Origin of the sequence: Klebsiella sp. WP3-W18-ESBL-02 (genome assembly GCF_014168815.1) — a bacterium.
Lineage (GTDB): Bacteria > Pseudomonadota > Gammaproteobacteria > Enterobacterales > Enterobacteriaceae > Kluyvera > Kluyvera ascorbata_B.
In genome coordinates this window covers 1,402,958-1,418,757 of record NZ_AP021972.1, presented here as the reverse complement: position 1 = coordinate 1,418,757, position 15,800 = coordinate 1,402,958, and the positions used below count along the sequence as shown (strand labels likewise).

Below are 15,800 nucleotides of genomic sequence, written 5' to 3'. Positions count from 1 at the left end.
CGGAAACTAATCAGGAGCCCAGACGGTAGTTCGGGGACTCTTTGGTGATGGTCACGTCGTGAACGTGGCTTTCCTGGATACCCGCACCGCTGATACGCACGAATTCAGCCTTCGTACGCAGCAGGTCGATGGTACCACAACCGGTCAGACCCATACAGGAGCGCAGGCCGCCCATCTGCTGGTGAATGATCTCTTTCAGGCGGCCTTTATAGGCTACGCGGCCTTCGATACCTTCCGGCACCAGTTTGTCCGCGGCGTTATCGCTCTGGAAGTAACGGTCAGAAGAACCTTTGGACATCGCGCCCAGAGAACCCATACCGCGATAAGACTTATAAGAACGCCCCTGATACAGTTCGATTTCGCCCGGGGATTCTTCGGTACCCGCCAGCATAGAGCCAACCATGACGGCAGCAGCGCCCGCGGCAATCGCTTTCGCGATATCACCGGAGAAACGAATACCGCCGTCGGCGATAACCGGAATACCGGTGCCTTCCAGCGCTTCAACCGCGTCGGAAACGGCAGTGATCTGCGGTACACCGACGCCGGTCACAATACGAGTCGTACAAATGGAACCCGGGCCGATACCGACTTTCACTGCGCTGCAGCCGGCTTCAGCCAGCGCGCGAGCGCCCGCACCGGTCGCCACGTTACCGCCGATAATTTGCAGATCCGGGTATTTCGCACGGGTTTCACGAATGCGCTGCAGCACGCCTTCAGAGTGGCCGTGAGAGGAGTCAATCAGCAGCACGTCAACGCCAGCGGCAACCAGCGCATCAACGCGCTCTTCGTTGCCCGCGCCCGCGCCCACCGCAGCGCCAACGCGCAGACGGCCTTTTTCATCTTTACAGGCGTTCGGTTTACGTTCGGCTTTTTTGAAGTCTTTAACGGTAATCATGCCCAGCAGGTGGAAGCTATCGTCAACCACCAGCGCTTTTTCCACGCGACGTTCGTGCATTTTAGCGAACACCACTTCACGTGATTCACCTTCACGAACGGTAACCAGGCGCTCTTTCGGCGTCATATAAACGCTCACCGGCTGGCTCAGGTCGGTCACGAAGCGCACGTCACGGCCGGTGATGATGCCGACCAGTTCGTTGTCTTCGGTCACAACCGGATAGCCCGCGAAGCCGTTACGCTCGGTCAGCGCTTTAACTTCTTCCAGGGTGGTGGTCGGCAGCACGGTTTGCGGGTCGGTCACGACGCCGGACTCGTGTTTTTTCACGCGGCGAACTTCTTCCGCCTGACGCTCGATGGACATATTTTTGTGGATAAAACCGATGCCGCCTTCCTGTGCCAGGGCAATTGCCAGGCGCGCTTCAGTCACGGTGTCCATTGCCGCAGAGAGCATAGGAATGTTCAGACGAATAGTTTTGGTCAGCTGAGTGCTAAGGTCAGCCGTGTTCGGCAGAACGGTAGAATGAGCGGGAACGAGGAGGACGTCGTCAAACGTCAGGGCTTCTTTTGCGATACGTAGCATGGGCAATATCTCACCTGGGAGGTTATTAAATATTGCCGCGGCATTATACAGAGCGTAAGCGATTGCATCCACACTTTTTTGCATAAAAGGCTTGCACTCACCCGGCAGCAGGTTACTATCGACTGAATAACCTGCTGATTTAGAATTTGATCCCGCTCACATGTTATCTTCTCAAAGCCCCGCAATTTTTACCGTTAGCCGCCTGAATCAGTCGGTGCGCCTGCTGCTCGAACGCGAGATGGGCCAGGTGTGGATAAGCGGCGAGATCTCTAACTTTACCCAGCCCTCTTCCGGCCACTGGTACTTCACTTTAAAAGACGATAACGCCCAGGTACGCTGCGCGATGTTCCGCAACAGCAACCGTCGGGTCACCTTCCGCCCGCAGCACGGGCAGCAGGTACTGGTGCGCGCCAACATTACGCTGTACGAACCGCGCGGCGACTACCAGATTATCGTCGAAAGTATGCAGCCTGCGGGCGAAGGGCTGTTGCAGCAAAAATATGAACAGCTCAAAGCGAAGCTACAGGCCGAAGGCTTGTTCGACCAGCAGTTCAAACAGCCGCTGCCCTCCCCGGCCCACTGCGTCGGGGTCATTACCTCGAAAACCGGCGCGGCGCTGCACGATATTCTCCACGTCCTTAAGCGTCGCGATCCGTCGCTGCCGGTGGTAATTTACCCCACTGCCGTGCAGGGCGACGATGCGCCGGGGCAGATTGTGCGCGCTATTGAGCTGGCAAACGCCCGCGGCGAGTGTGACGTATTAATCGTCGGGCGCGGCGGCGGCTCGCTGGAAGATTTGTGGAGCTTTAACGACGAACGGGTGGCGCGGGCGATTTTCGCCAGCCGCATCCCGGTGGTCAGCGCCGTCGGCCACGAAACCGATGTCACCATCGCCGATTTCGTCGGCGATCTGCGCGCGCCAACGCCGTCGGCGGCGGCGGAAATCGTCAGCCGTAACCAGCAGGAGCTGCTGCGTCAGGTGCAAAATGCGCAGCAGCGTCTGGAAATGGCGATGGATTATTATCTGGCGAATCGCCACCGCCGCTTTACGCAAATTCAGCATCGGCTTCAGCAGCAGCACCCGCAGCTGCGTCTGGCACGCCAGCAAACAACGTTGGAAAGGCTGCGTCAGCGCATGAGCGTCGCGCTGGAAAATCAGATCAAGCAAGCCAATCAGCGCCAGCAGCGCATGCTACAGCGGCTGAACCAGCAGAACCCGCAGCCGCGCATTCATCGCGCGCAGTCACGGGTGCAACAGCTGGAGTATCGACTGGCGGAAAATATTCGCGCGCGGCTAAGCGAGCAGCGCGAGCGCTTTGGCAATGCGGTCACCCATCTGGAAGCCGTCAGCCCGCTGGCTACGCTTGCCCGTGGCTACAGCGTCACGACCGCCAGCGATGGCAAAGTACTGAAGCAAACGAAGCAGGCGAAGGCGGGAGAGATGCTGACTACGCGTCTGGCAGACGGCTGGGTAGAAAGTGAAATCCGCACGGTCACCGCACAGAAGAAAACGCGAGCGCGTAAAAAAGCGTTGTAAGAGGCCGATGATAAGGCCAATGCCTGATGGCGCTTCGCTTATCAGGCCTACCGTCGGGCACAAACGCACGTAGGCCGGGTAAGGCGCAACCGCCGCCAGGCCTAAACGTGCTACCACCGTAAAATTATTCGCCGACCGGCACCCACTCCACCCGCTTTTTCGATATCAGGCCGTGGCCGTTCTGGCAGAAGTAGTCCACCGCGCCGCAGGCTTTCAACACCTCCAACGGTTTGTGGCATTCCGGGCAGCGCGCCTCCAGCGTAAAATCTTTCTCGCAGTGGTCGCAGTGTGCCTGGTTACCCAGCACCTCCAGCGAGGACTGACAGGTTGGGCAGATGAATTCCATGACGACTCCTTAACGCGGTTCTTGTGCCGCTATTTTACCACGACTCACCGCTCAATGTTCCCCGCGTAGCTGCTGCTGGATACGTAAAAGCGTCTCCACTTCCGCCATGCGCCGCTGAGTGAGTTTTGCCACTTCATCCGGCGCGCGGAAAAACAGGCTGCGCTTGCCGAGGATTTGCTCTGCGAGACAGTGCGCATAAATGGCACCCGGTCGCGCCCAGCGCATCACGCGATCGCCATCAATCAGCTCCACGCTTTCACCACCGGGGGCACGGGTCTGACTGATAATACGTCCATCGCGCAGATAAATACGGATCCCTTTGCGCTCAACGCCCGGCCCGGCGTATTTGTTCAGCCATAGGTTAACCGGAATATGGCCCAGCGTGCCTTTGAGGTGCGCCTCCCCTTCCGCCGTTTCGGTATCGCCATACACGATAGGCCGCCCCAGCCGGTCTTTCACCTGTTCCGCCACCAGTTGGATCTCATCGCTACCGCCGAGATAGCGCACCGTCTCACGCATCATCGCCAGCACATGAGTGCCAATGTCGACAATCACGCCGTCAGGGTGGCGTAGCTGGCGGGTATCGGGCTCGCCGGTGGCAAAATTCAGCGCGATCGGCTCACCGGCGGCGTTAAAGCCACTCGGCTCCAGCAGAAAGCCATCAAGGCTGACAATATCGGCCAGCGAGGCGACCGGCGCTCGGCCAATCGCGGCGCCGCGTTCAGGACTCCAGCGGGCGTCCATATTTCCCTGCGCCAGACACAGCGCGCCATCACGGGCCATCCAGTGATCCAACGCCAGCACGCGGCACGCGTTTTCCGGCACCATAAGCAGGCGGCGGAGGTCGGTAAGCTGAGCCAGCGTGGCGGCAATCGGCTTCTCCACCACAATACGCGGAATCGACGAACGCAGCGCCTGTTCGAGCACCGGCAGATGCTGAAGCGAAACGGTGGTAATAAACAACGTATCAATAGGTTGCGCCAGCAGCGCGACAAGAGAATCACAGGGCGTCACGCCCGGCAGCAACCGCTGCGGGTTGCGGTCATAGCCCCAGAGCGCCGTGACGGGCAGCGACAGCGCCTTCAGGGCCGGGAGATACGCCGTCTCAACCACCGCCCCCAGGCCAACAAATCCAATATTCATCGCATCGACTCATGTGCAGGAAAACGAGATAGCGGCATTATGCATGAAGCGCCAGCGCAGAAAATTGTCCGCGATGGCGTATTGCGGTTATCGCACGGCGCACAGGCGCTCAAACCCAGCCGCCAGATCGGTTTTCAGATCGTCCATGTCTTCCAGCCCGACCTGAATACGCAACGTCAGCCCACCAGGCTGCCAGCGCGTGGCGGTGCGGTAGTCCGCGCAGTTGAAGGGAATAATCAGACTTTCAAAACCACCCCATGAATAGCCCATCGCAAAAATACGCATATGATCCAACATGTTTGCCACGCCCGCACGGGTGAACTCCGGCTTCAGCACCAGCGAAAACAGCCCGGTAGAACCGGTGAAATCGCGCTTCCAGAGCTCATGGCCCGGGCATTCAGGCAGCGCCGGGTGCAGCACCCTCATCACTTCCGGCCGCGTTTGCAGCCAGCGCGCCATCTCCAGACCGCGCTGTTCAGCTTCTTTAACGCGCAGATGCAGCGTGCGCAGCCCGCGTAGCGCCAGGAAGCAGTCTTCAGCACCGGGCAGCATCGCCATCAGGTCGTAGGTTTTTCGCAGCTGGGGCCACCAGGCTTCATTCGCCGAGACCAGACCCATCAGCAGATCAGAGTGACCGCCGAGGTACTTCGTTCCCGCCTCAAGCGCGAGGTCGCAGCCGTGCTCGTGGGCACGGAAGAAAATGGGCGTCGCCCAGGTATTGTCGATGATGGTCGCAATCCCCCGCGCTTTCGCCGCCCGCGTCATCGCCGGAACATCCTGAATTTCAAAGCTCTGCGAACCGGGAGACTCAAGGAACAGCGTGGTCGTGTTCGCCCGGAAGAGCGAAGCGATATTGGCCCCGATCAGCGGGTCGTAGTAGGTGGTTTCAATCCCCATTTTTGCCAGCATACCGGCGCAGAAGTTGCGGGTCGGGCGGTACACGCTGTCGGGCATCAGCAGGTGATCGCCTGCTTTCAGCGTGGTCAGCAGCGCCAGAGAAATCGCCCCCAGCCCCGATGGCGACAGCACCGTTCCGGCGGCCCCCGCCAGCGCGCTCCAGGCGTTTTCCAGACTGGCGATGGTCGGCGTTCCCATCGTGCCGTAGCTAAACTCGGCGCGATTATGTTCCAGATCGTCAACCGTCGGGAAAACCACCGTTGAGCCGCGATAAATCGGCGCATTAACAAACCCCGCCTGGCGGGTGGTATCCCGACCAAGCTGAGTGAGCTGCGTACTGATATTTAAATCGGAAGTGGAGCGATGTCCCATAACTTACCTCGTACCGTTCAGCGGCCGTGCCGACGCGAAATAGCGTTACTCGTTACCCCATTGATTGAGGAATTCTGCAATATCATCAATACGCTGTGCTTTAATGCCCGCCGCAACGGCCATCTCCTGCTGCGCCTCTTCGCTGATCTCTTCGTTGTTCATTAAGCGCGTAATAAGCAGCTGGAAATAGTGCGCCAGCGCGTCGCGTTCGTCATCGCCGACGGCCTGAGCGGCTTCGGTCGCATATTCATCGACGATGTCATAAAATTTCAGCGGGATTTCGTTAGTCATAACACAGCTCCTGGAATGAATGCCTGCAAAACGGTGACTATCCTACGTTAAGCGCTACGAGGTCAACGGCCGTTTGCATACTCGCCGCGGATTTACTCCACGTTCACCTTCACTTTCGGTTTTGACAGCAGGATTTTCACAAATTCGGTAAATTTAACCGGCTTATAGAAATAGTATCCCTGCTGGAAGGTAATCTCGTTTTTGTTGAGGTAGTCGAGCTGCGCCTTTGTTTCAACGCCTTCGGCCACAATGCTGAGCGAGAGCTTACGGGCCAGATCCAGCACGCAATCGAGGATCCGCGTCGAATCCGGGTCTTCGTTGACCCGGGCGACAAAACTTTGATCGATTTTAATATAATCAATATGTAAATCATGGAGATATGACAATCCCGAGTACCCGGTACCGAAATCATCCAGGGCGATCACGAAACCCACTTTATGCAACGTATTCAGCGTCTGTATTAACGCTTCATCAACGTGCAGGGGTTCACGCTCGGTCACCTCAAGCACCAGGTTAAGATCCTGACGCAAGAAGCTTTCTTTAAACCGCAGGCACTCGTCGACAAAATCCGGTCGCGAGATATGCGATGCGCTGAAGTTAATGCCGACATGAAAACCTTCCGGCAGCTTGACGGCGATCGCATTCATGTTAGCGACCACCTGCGCCATCAGGCTTTGCGTCAGCGAGACGATCAGCCCGGTTTTCTCTGCCAGGGGAATAAACGATGCCGGGGAGAGATACCCCGCACGCGGATGCTTCCAGCGCGCAAGGACCTCAACGCCGCGCAGCGTCCCCTCCCTGCCGTTCACCACCATATGGTAAAAAGGAACAATTTCGCCGCGGCGAATCGCCCGACGTAGCCGTTCTTCCGGCGTCACGTCTTTATTAAGGTATTTATTGAGGACGTAGGCCGTCACGATGGAAATAAACAGCAGAAATAACAGAATGCCCAGCCCGTGCGCGATCAGCCGTTGCAGACTCCATAGCGGCGGTTGACGGTAGACAATGCTAAAAGGATATTTTTCGGAATTGACCTGCGCGTTATAGGTTAGGTTGCCCGCTAGCGCCGTCACATCATCAGAAACGCCAATCGCGGCATCGTTCACCCTCAGGGCATAGTTGACCCCTTTTAGCGGTACGCTGAGCGCGCTGCGAATATGCCGATCGCTGATGGTCACCAGAATATGGCTATCGTCAAATTGCGTGTTATAGATCAGCACCGGTTGCCCGTTCGCCATGTCGACGGCGGGCGCCAGCAACAAATGGCTTGCCGATAACGGCGGGACCGTCGAGAGCATAATGCGGTTACCCGGTAGCGACGAACACCACACCGCTCCCCGTTTGATAATGACGACGGTACGTAAATGCGGTTCCAGCGCGGCATCAATGCCAAGCCGATACTGGCCATCCAGATCGCATCCCGTCGCCGCGATATTCATCGCCGTTTGAGTCGCCCGTGCCGCTTCATCCAGAATAAGATTGATACTCTTTGCCGCATATTGCGCGCCGCTGAGGCTTTCAGCGCGCGAGGAAAACCAGAGTTGGGTATTCAAAATAAACACTCCGGTCAGAAAAAGACTGACCGCGGCGATTGTGGGCAGAAGTGCGTTGCGCATAGTGACGTCCCGGGCGAAAGAAGCGATTTCCTCCTGCTGACACCTGTTCGCTAACAGCGGCGAATACCAAAATCATGGTTGAAAGAATCGGATATCGCCATCACCCAATCCTATTTAACGCCATGCATGGCTTCAGGCCCGTATCTCAATCCGGTGGGCGTCAAAGGCCGCACGCAGCCGTCGGGCAAAGGCCAGCGCCTGTTCACCATCGCCGTGCAGACAGACCGTCTGCGCCTTTACCTTCGTCCAGATACCGTCACGGCTTTTCACGCGGCCGTTCAGCACCATTTCAAGCGTGCGCGTCACCGCTTCTTCTTCATCCTGAATCAGCGCCCCTGGCTCGTGGCGTGGCACCAGCGAGCCATCAGCCAGATAACCACGGTCGGCGAAGACTTCCTCCCGCGTGGTCAGGCCGTAACGTTCTCCCGCGCGAATGAGCTCGCTGCCCGCTAGCCCTACCAGCATCAGCGCAGAATCGATATCTTTTGTCGCCCTGGCGATGGCGTCGGCAAGCGCCGGTGACGCAGCCGCCTGGTTGTAGAGCATGCCGTGAGGCTTAACGTGAGATATCGTCCCGCCTTGCGCGCGCGTGATGGCCGCCAGCGCGCCAATTTGATACAGCATCTGGGCGTAGACAACGTCAGGCGCTAACAGCATAGCGGTGCGGCCAAAGTTTTCCCGATCGGGAAAACTGGGATGGGCCCCAATGGCCACGCCATACCGCTGCGCCAGCAGCACGCTCTGACGCATCGTCTGCGCATCACCGGCGTGGAAGCCACAGGCAATATTGGCGGACGTAATCAACGGCATCAGCGCACCGTCATTCGCACAGCCTTCGCCGAGATCGGCGTTTAAATCAATCATCATCGTAGAGCCGCTCTTTACCTTTAGCCGGGTGAGAATCGACGCTATCGCTATGCACGTCGATTGCCGTTCGACTATAGCAGATCGCTGCGGTGTGATAATGCCTCATCATCATTTTCCTGGCGACCGCCGTGCGCCCATAAAAAAAGCCCGCTACGCGGGCTTCTTGTGATATTGATTCAACGCTTACTTGCTTTTCTTGATGTGTTTAATCAAGCGCTTACGTTTACGCATCTGGGTCGGCGTCAGCGTATTACGTTTGTTTGCATACGGGTTTTCACCTTCCTTGAACTGAATACGAATAGGCGTACCCATCACATCCAGCGACTTACGGAAGTAGTTCATCAGGTAGCGTTTGTATGAATCCGGCAGATCTTTTACCTGGTTACCGTGAATCACCACGATCGGCGGGTTATAACCACCGGCGTGGGCATACTTCAGCTTCACGCGGCGGCCACGTACCAGCGGCGGCTGATGATCTTCCGCGGCCATGGTCATGATGCGGGTCAGCATCGCGGTACCCACGCGACGGGTCGAGCTGTCATACGCTTCGCGAATAGATTCGAACAGATTACCCACGCCGCTGCCGTGCAGCGCAGAAATAAAGTGCACGCGAGCAAAGTCGATAAAGCCCAGACGGTAGTCGAGGGTTTCTTTCACCTGCTCTTTGACTTCCATGCTCAGGCCGTCCCACTTGTTGACGACGATAACCAGTGAGCGCCCACTATTGAGGATAAAGCCCAGCAGCGACAGATCCTGGTCAGAAATACCTTCCCGCGCATCAATCACCAGCAGACAGACGTTAGCGTCTTCAATGGCCTGCAATGTTTTGATAACCGAGAATTTCTCCACCGTATCGGTGACTTTACCGCGCTTACGCACGCCTGCGGTGTCGATGAGGACGTATTCACGTTCATCGCGCTCCATCGGGATGTAGATACTGTCACGGGTAGTGCCCGGCATGTCGTACACCACCACGCGGTCTTCGCCAAGAATACGGTTAGTTAGCGTTGACTTACCGACGTTCGGGCGGCCCACGATAGCGATTTTAATCGGCAGATCCTGCGGGTTAAAATCGTCTTCCGGCTCTTCAGGCGCTTCGCCGTTCTGCTCAGCCTCAAATTTTGCCCAATATTCGGCGTCTTCATCCACCTCTTCCGGCGGGTTCACGTCGTCAACGAACGGCAGCAGCACCTGCTCCAGCAGGCTGGTCACGCCGCGACCGTGAGAAGCGGCGATCGGGTGAATTTCACCGAGACCCAGCGACCAGAAGTCGGCCACCGCCTGGTCCGGATCGATGCCGTCGGTTTTGTTAGCCACCAGGAAGGTCGGCTTTTCGCGTGAACGCAGGTGTTTAGCGATGCCTTCATCCGCCGGCATCAGCCCCGCACGCGCATCAACCATAAACAGCACGACGTCGGCTTCTTCAATCGCCATCAGCGACTGTTCCGCCATGCGCGTTTCGACGCCTTCTTCCGTGCCGTCGATACCGCCGGTATCGATACAAATAAATTCACGCCCTTCAACTTCAGCACGACCGTACTTACGGTCACGAGTCAGACCCGGGAAATCCGCAACCAGCGCATCACGAGTGCGCGTCAGGCGGTTAAAGAGCGTGGATTTTCCAACATTAGGGCGCCCGACAAGCGCGACCACAGGTACCATGTTAAAGCCTCATATACTCAAAATTTGTGACAATCTGCGTTGCCGGACGATGCATCGTTTACCCGGCCTACTCTGTCTGGGTAGGCCCGATAAGCGAAGCGCCATCGGGCAAGAAATCAGTACTAATAAAAATAGCAAACGGCCCCTGAGCATACAGGAGCCGTCCATCGCTGAATCAACACAGCCGGATTAACGCGTAATGGCGTACACCGTGCCGTCTTTTGCCTGAATCAGCAGTTTACCGTCGGCTGCAACCGGATCCGTCAGGAAGCCTGAGCTGTCAACCTTCTGCTGCGCCTGGAAGCGCCCGTCTTCCGGGTTAACCCAGTGCATGTAGCCTTCGGCATCGCCCACCACCAGGCTGCCGTTATACAGCGCCGGCGAGGTCAGTAAACGGTGCAGCAGATCGCTCTGCGTCCACAGCGTCACGCCGCCGTCGGTGGTCAGCGCCAGAATACGATCGTTCTGATCGACGATGTAGATACGGTTGCCGTCGACGATGAAATCATTCACCGAGCCCAGCTCGCGTTTCCACATGATCTGACCGCTGCGCAGATCCAGCGCCGTCAGGTTACCATTGTAGGCTAAGGCATAAACCACGCCATTGACGATGACCGGCGTGGTGTCCACGTCGCTCAGACGGTCAATTTCCGTGGAGCCGGTGGCCTGAGAAATACGCTGCTGCCAGATCAGCTGACCTTGCTGCATCAGGACCGCGCTCACGCGACCGTTATCACCGCCAACAATCGCCGCGCCGTAAGCTGCAGCCGGTGCAGATTCACCGCGCAGAGACAGCGCTGGCATATCCAGGTTTACCGTCCACTTCACGACGCCGCTGTTTTCATCCAGCGCCTGCAGCTGGCCGTTGCTGGTATGGATCAGCACCAGACCATCGCTCACGGTTGGACGAGAAAGCACTTCGCCCGCCGCGGCGGTCTGCCAGACGATAGAACCGTCGCCCGCATCCAGCGCATAAACCTGCGCTTTTTCGCTGCCGACATAAACGTGGCCGCCGGAAACGGTCAGGCCACCGGAGAGCAGCGCCGGTTTACGAGAGAACCAGCCGTCTTTTTCCGCCAGATTGACGGACCATACTTCTTTGCCATCATCCGCGTTCATCGCTTTCACGATGCCCTTACGGTCAGCGGCATAGACCACGCTATCCGCATAGGCCGGATGCAGGTTGGAGTAGAAATCGCCAATCCCGCTACCCACCGAAACGTCCCAAGCGGTAGACGGAGTAAACTGGTTTTCTACGGTCGGCAGCGGAGACATTTTAACAACGTCTTCTTCGCCGCTAAACAGTGAACAACCACTCAACAGAGTGACAGAAAGCAGTCCAGGCAAAAGTAGTTTACGCAATTGCATCGGGTCCCTCTCAGACGGACAAATTATTAATTTTCATGCGCATCATTTCGCTGAGCGCCGGTGATGCATCGCTTTTAGCGCCTGCTTCCCACGCCGCACGCGCGCCCTGCTTGTCACCTTTACTGAGCAGGATTTCCCCACGTAAATCAGCAACAATTGCCGTCCAGCCTTCACCTTTCACGCCTTCCAGCGTTTTCAGCGCTGCGTCAGGCTGCTTCATTTGCAGCTGAACGCGCGCCAGGCGCAGGTTGATAACGGACTTCAGATTATCATCAGATGCGGCGGCCAGCCCTTGCTGCAGCTGTTTTTCTGCCTGTGCCAGATCGTTTTTATCAACGAAGACCTGCGCCAGCTCCAGGGAAGCAAACGACCCGTAGGTGTTTTTCGCCCCAGCGGCAAATTTCTCCGCTGCGGCCAGCGCTTCCGGTTTCCCTGAACTAAGAGAAGAAACGGCATTTTCATAGGCCATGGACGCGTCCCTGGCCGTGTCTACCTGATGGGAATTCCAGTAACGCCAGCCAACCAGCGCACCGATCCCCAAAATTACCCCAACGGCCAGCGCTTTGCCATTTTCGGCAAAGAAGCTTTTCAGCGCCTCAACCTGATCGTTTTCGTTATTAATTTCCACGCAGCCCTTCTCCTGATAATGATGTCCTGGAGATTAACCCAGAATAGTGCGCAAATGCGCGGCAACGCCTTCCTGCGTTACGGTTGTCTGCTCACCAGAACGCAAATCCTTCACGACAACAGTGGCTTGCTCAACCTCAGACTCACCCAGAACCAGGGCAATACGGGCACCCCATTTATCTGCGCGGGCAAACTGCTTTTTAAAGTTGCCGCCGCCGTGGTTAGTCATCAGCTTCACGCCAGGTAATGCATCACGCACCTGCTCGGCCAGACGCATTGCGGCTGACTGAGTATCGGTGCCTGAGGCTACCAGGTATATATCGACAACAGGATCGGCTTTAAATTCCGGATTAACTGCCTGAACGAGTAAAACAAGACGTTCCAGGCCCATGGCAAAGCCCACGGCAGGGGTTGCGCGACCGCCTAGTTGCTCGACCAGGCCATCGTAGCGGCCGCCGGCACAAACGGTACCCTGCGAACCCAGGCTGTTCGTTACCCACTCGAAAACGGTGCGGTTGTAGTAATCCAGACCGCGAACCAGACGCTGGTTAACGGTGTAGGCGATACCGGCGGCATCCAGCTGCGCGCACAGGCCAGCAAAGTGCTCACGGGACTCATCGTCCAGGTAGTCACCCAGTTTCGGCGCGTTATTCAGCAACGCCTGCACGTCCTGATTTTTTGAATCCAGCACGCGCAGCGGGTTGCTGTACATACGACGTTTGCAGTCTTCATCCAGCACGTCGACGTGTTGCTCGAGGAACGCCACCAGCGCGTCGCGGTAGTTAGCGCGCGCTTCCAGTGAACCGATGGAGTTCAGCTCCAGATTAACGTGCTCGGCCATACCGAGCGCACGCCACCAGCGCGCGGTCAGCATAATCAGCTCCGCGTCAATGTCCGGGCCCTGCAGGCCAAACACTTCGACACCCAGCTGATGGAACTGGCGGTAGCGGCCTTTCTGCGGACGCTCGTGGCGGAACATCGGGCCGATGTACCACAGACGCTGCTCCTGATTGTACAGAAGACCATGTTCGATGCCGGCGCGTACGCAGCCCGCAGTACCTTCCGGACGCAGCGTCAGGCTATCGCCGTTGCGGTCTTCAAAGGTATACATCTCTTTTTCAACCACGTCGGTGACTTCACCGATAGCGCGCTTGAATAACGGGGTCTGCTCTACAATCGGCAAACGGATTTCGCTGTAACCGTAGCTGCCGAGCACCTGCTTGAGTGTGCCTTCAATGCGCTGCCAGATGGCGGTTTCGCCAGGCAGATAATCGTTCATGCCGCGAATGGCTTGAATGTTTTTTGCCACGTTAATTCTCTTTATATATAAAAATGAACCCTCGCGCGGTCAGCGCACGAGAGGTTCAATCATACACGGGAAGCAAGCCGCTTCCCATCTCGTTATTTTTCAACCTGCTGAACGTCGATACGGCGCGTCTCGTCAAGCACCGCGGCTTTCGCGCGGATTCTGGCTTCAAGCTGGCTAATCATATCGTCGTTGTCCAGACGGTCTTTACGCACGCCGTCTTCATACAGGCCGCTCTTTTTGTTGCCGCCCGTCACGCCCAGCGTCGACACCAGCGCTTCGCCAGGGCCATTCACCACGCAGCCGATGATCGAAACGTCCATCGGGGTGATGATGTCTTCCAGCCGCTGCTCGAGCGCGTTGACCGTACCGATCACGTCAAATTCCTGACGAGAGCAGGTCGGGCAGGCGATGAAGTTAATCCCGCGCGCGCGAATGCGCAGCGATTTCAGAATATCGAAACCGACTTTAATTTCTTCAACCGGGTCCGCCGCCAGCGATACGCGCAGCGTGTCACCAATGCCTTCGGACAACAGCAGACCAAGGCCGATTGCGGACTTGACCGCGCCGCTGCGCGCGCCGCCCGCTTCGGTGATCCCGAGGTGCAGCGGTTGATCGATCTGTTTCGCCAGCAGGCGATACGATTCGACGGCAAGGAAAACGTCCGACGCTTTCACGCTGACCTTGAACTGATCGAAGTTCAGTCGATCCAGATGATCGACATGACGCATCGCCGATTCCAGCAGCGCCTGCGGCGTCGGCTCACCGTATTTTTCCTGCAGATCTTTTTCCAGCGAACCGGCGTTAACACCGATGCGGATCGGGATGTTTTTGTCACGCGCGCAGTCAACCACCATGCGAATGCGCTCTTCGTTGCCGATATTGCCCGGGTTAATGCGCAGGCAGTCGACGCCGTATTCCGCAACCTTCAGCGCAATACGGTAGTCAAAGTGGATATCGGCGACCAGCGGGACGTTGACCTGCTGTTTGATAAGTTTGAACGCCTCGGCGGCGTCCATCGTTGGCACGGAAACGCGAACGATGTCTGCGCCAACGCGTTCTAACGCTCTGATTTGATTGACCGTCGCTTCGACATCCGTCGTGCGCGTGTTGGTCATCGACTGGACGGCGATAGGGGCCCCATCGCCGATCGGCACGTTCCCAACGTAAATGCGTGTGGATTTTCTACGTTGAATAGGAGCCTGGTTGTGCATGAAAAATCTCCCGCATTACGCGTCTGTTATTGTGCCGGTGATTGTTCAGCACTCACGGTCAGGCGCGCAACCTGGTTAGTTCTGATAAAGCGGCTCAGATCGACCGGTTTACCCTGGTATTCAATTTGTACCGCAGCCGGTGCGCCAATTTTCAGCTTATAAGGCGCCTGGCCGGTGAGGTTCAGGTTACCACCTTTACGCTGCAGGCCGCTGAACAGTTTTTTACCGGTCGCATCGGTCACTTCCAGCCAGCAGTCGGCGGAGAAGTTCATGACCAGCGCGTTAGCGTCAGCCACCGGCGCGGCAGTTTGTGCCGGATCGGTTGGCAGCGCGCCCGGCGCGGCAGCCTGCGGTGCAGGGGTAGTTTGTGCTGTAGTGGTATCAACATTCGCCTGAGACGGTGACACAACGGCGTTGTTCTGCGCGGCGGCTGTTGCCGTATCGGCTGGAGCCTGAGCGGCGGTATCGGCTGGCGCCGCAGCGCTGGAGCCCTGCACGGCGGCAGTATCGGTCGTAGCCGTAGACGGAGCCGCATCGGCTCCCGTATTCAGCGGAATATTTTGTGAATCGCTGCCGCTCGCCTTCAGCTCAACGGAAGACTGATCGGCCATCGTGGTGATCTCTTCCTGCTGCGCTTTGTGGTTTTGCCACCACCAGGCGACGGTTAAACCCACCACCACAAACAGCACCAGCCAGGTAAAGCTCATCAGCCAGCCGTCGCGTTTTTTGCGACGCTTGCCCAAAGAGAAGCTCTGCATCGGCGCGACCTTGGCAGCGCGCACCGGCGCCTGCTTTTCCATCATCGGCAGCAGTTCTTCTTCTGGAATATGGACCAGACGAGCGTAGGAACGGATATAACCACGCAAGAATGTTGAAGCGAGTTCAGCAGGAGCCTTATCTTCTTCAATATCACGAACGGTGGAAACCTTCAGGCACAAGCGTTCTGCAACGGCTTGCTGGCTGAGTCCGAGTTGTTCACGGGCATTACGCAAACGGACACCCGTAGTTTGTGCTTCTTGTTGATCGTGGTTGGTTTCAGTATTCATTCGCTACAACTGCTGATTCGTGAAATTTAAG

At 57.2% G+C, this 15,800-nt stretch carries 15 protein-coding genes; 1 reads left to right on the top strand and 14 read right to left on the bottom strand.

Annotated elements, in window-relative coordinates; translation table 11 throughout:
* Positions 1-10: 10 nt before the first annotated feature.
* Positions 11-1,477: an IMP dehydrogenase gene (gene guaB, locus H7R56_RS06775; RefSeq protein WP_106924120.1), complete on the bottom strand. Its 1,467-nt coding sequence runs from the start codon at positions 1,475-1,477 to the stop codon at positions 11-13.
* A gap of 160 nt (positions 1,478-1,637) precedes the next feature.
* On the opposite strand from guaB, the gene xseA reads away from it, so the two are divergent.
* On the top strand, positions 1,638-3,014 hold the full coding sequence (gene xseA / locus H7R56_RS06770; protein ID WP_106924119.1) for an exodeoxyribonuclease VII large subunit: 1,377 nt from the start codon (positions 1,638-1,640) through the stop codon (positions 3,012-3,014).
* A 124-nt stretch (positions 3,015-3,138) separates the two neighbouring features.
* On the opposite strand, the gene H7R56_RS06765 is transcribed toward xseA, so the two are convergent.
* The 13 genes from H7R56_RS06765 to rodZ form a co-directional block, all read right to left on the bottom strand.
* On the bottom strand, positions 3,139-3,360 hold the full coding sequence (locus H7R56_RS06765; RefSeq protein WP_106924118.1) for a zinc ribbon domain-containing protein: 222 nt from the start codon (positions 3,358-3,360) through the stop codon (positions 3,139-3,141).
* A 51-nt stretch (positions 3,361-3,411) separates the two neighbouring features.
* The gene (locus H7R56_RS06760) at positions 3,412-4,503 is read right to left on the bottom strand and encodes a Gfo/Idh/MocA family oxidoreductase (protein ID WP_106924117.1); all 1,092 of its coding nucleotides are present in this window, start codon (positions 4,501-4,503) and stop codon (positions 3,412-3,414) included.
* Positions 4,504-4,590: 87 nt separating this feature from the next.
* Positions 4,591-5,772: a cystathionine beta-lyase gene (gene metC / locus H7R56_RS06755; protein WP_106924116.1), complete on the bottom strand. Its 1,182-nt coding sequence runs from the start codon at positions 5,770-5,772 to the stop codon at positions 4,591-4,593.
* 45 nt (positions 5,773-5,817) lie between these two features.
* A complete protein-coding gene (locus tag H7R56_RS06750) occupies positions 5,818-6,063 on the bottom strand; it encodes a DUF2543 family protein (protein WP_106924115.1) in 246 nt (81 codons plus the stop codon).
* Between the two features lie 92 nt (positions 6,064-6,155).
* The gene (locus tag H7R56_RS06745) at positions 6,156-7,679 is read right to left on the bottom strand and encodes an EAL domain-containing protein (protein WP_106924114.1); all 1,524 of its coding nucleotides are present in this window, start codon (positions 7,677-7,679) and stop codon (positions 6,156-6,158) included.
* 132 nt (positions 7,680-7,811) lie between these two features.
* Positions 7,812-8,546 carry a 5-oxoprolinase subunit PxpA gene (gene pxpA, locus H7R56_RS06740; protein ID WP_106924113.1) on the bottom strand — a complete coding sequence of 245 codons (735 nt, stop codon included), beginning with the start codon at positions 8,544-8,546 and terminating at the stop codon, positions 7,812-7,814.
* Entirely contained in the window at positions 8,536-8,658 is a 123-nt protein-coding gene (locus H7R56_RS27850) for a hypothetical protein (protein WP_264991542.1), read from the bottom strand. Before H7R56_RS27850 ends, pxpA begins: the two co-directional genes overlap by 11 nt.
* 71 nt (positions 8,659-8,729) lie before the next feature.
* Positions 8,730-10,208, bottom strand: a complete 1,479-nt coding sequence (gene der / locus H7R56_RS06735) for a ribosome biogenesis GTPase Der (protein ID WP_106924104.1) — start codon at positions 10,206-10,208, stop codon at positions 8,730-8,732.
* A gap of 189 nt (positions 10,209-10,397) precedes the next feature.
* Positions 10,398-11,576: an outer membrane protein assembly factor BamB gene (gene bamB, locus H7R56_RS06730; RefSeq protein WP_106924103.1), complete on the bottom strand. Its 1,179-nt coding sequence runs from the start codon at positions 11,574-11,576 to the stop codon at positions 10,398-10,400.
* Between the two features lie 10 nt (positions 11,577-11,586).
* Positions 11,587-12,204, bottom strand: coding sequence for a YfgM family protein (locus H7R56_RS06725; protein WP_106924102.1), 618 nt, complete (start codon positions 12,202-12,204; stop codon positions 11,587-11,589).
* Between the two features lie 33 nt (positions 12,205-12,237).
* Entirely contained in the window at positions 12,238-13,512 is a 1,275-nt protein-coding gene (gene hisS / locus H7R56_RS06720) for a histidine--tRNA ligase (protein WP_106924101.1), read from the bottom strand.
* Between the two features lie 92 nt (positions 13,513-13,604).
* The gene (gene ispG, locus H7R56_RS06715; RefSeq protein WP_106924100.1) at positions 13,605-14,723 is read right to left on the bottom strand and encodes a flavodoxin-dependent (E)-4-hydroxy-3-methylbut-2-enyl-diphosphate synthase; all 1,119 of its coding nucleotides are present in this window, start codon (positions 14,721-14,723) and stop codon (positions 13,605-13,607) included.
* 26 nt (positions 14,724-14,749) lie between these two features.
* Entirely contained in the window at positions 14,750-15,769 is a 1,020-nt protein-coding gene (gene rodZ / locus H7R56_RS06710) for a cytoskeleton protein RodZ (RefSeq protein WP_106924099.1), read from the bottom strand.
* Positions 15,770-15,800 lie beyond the last annotated feature (31 nt).

What these genes read in the sequence shown, in the direction of transcription:
- guaB (WP_106924120.1), bottom strand. Translation starts at nt 1,477, where the DNA reads ATGCTACGTATCGCAAAAGAAGCCCTGACGTTTGACGACGTCCTCCTC.
- xseA (WP_106924119.1), top strand. Translation starts at nt 1,638, where the DNA reads ATGTTATCTTCTCAAAGCCCCGCAATTTTTACCGTTAGCCGCCTGAAT.
- H7R56_RS06765 (WP_106924118.1), bottom strand. Translation starts at nt 3,360, where the DNA reads ATGGAATTCATCTGCCCAACCTGTCAGTCCTCGCTGGAGGTGCTGGGT.
- H7R56_RS06760 (WP_106924117.1), bottom strand. Translation starts at nt 4,503, where the DNA reads ATGAATATTGGATTTGTTGGCCTGGGGGCGGTGGTTGAGACGGCGTAT.
- metC (WP_106924116.1), bottom strand. Translation starts at nt 5,772, where the DNA reads ATGGGACATCGCTCCACTTCCGATTTAAATATCAGTACGCAGCTCACT.
- H7R56_RS06750 (WP_106924115.1), bottom strand. Translation starts at nt 6,063, where the DNA reads ATGACTAACGAAATCCCGCTGAAATTTTATGACATCGTCGATGAATAT.
- H7R56_RS06745 (WP_106924114.1), bottom strand. Translation starts at nt 7,679, where the DNA reads ATGCGCAACGCACTTCTGCCCACAATCGCCGCGGTCAGTCTTTTTCTG.
- pxpA (WP_106924113.1), bottom strand. Translation starts at nt 8,546, where the DNA reads ATGATGATTGATTTAAACGCCGATCTCGGCGAAGGCTGTGCGAATGAC.
- H7R56_RS27850 (WP_264991542.1), bottom strand. Translation starts at nt 8,658, where the DNA reads ATGATGATGAGGCATTATCACACCGCAGCGATCTGCTATAGTCGAACG.
- der (WP_106924104.1), bottom strand. Translation starts at nt 10,208, where the DNA reads ATGGTACCTGTGGTCGCGCTTGTCGGGCGCCCTAATGTTGGAAAATCC.
- bamB (WP_106924103.1), bottom strand. Translation starts at nt 11,576, where the DNA reads ATGCAATTGCGTAAACTACTTTTGCCTGGACTGCTTTCTGTCACTCTG.
- ispG (WP_106924100.1), bottom strand. Translation starts at nt 14,723, where the DNA reads ATGCACAACCAGGCTCCTATTCAACGTAGAAAATCCACACGCATTTAC.
- rodZ (WP_106924099.1), bottom strand. Translation starts at nt 15,769, where the DNA reads ATGAATACTGAAACCAACCACGATCAACAAGAAGCACAAACTACGGGT.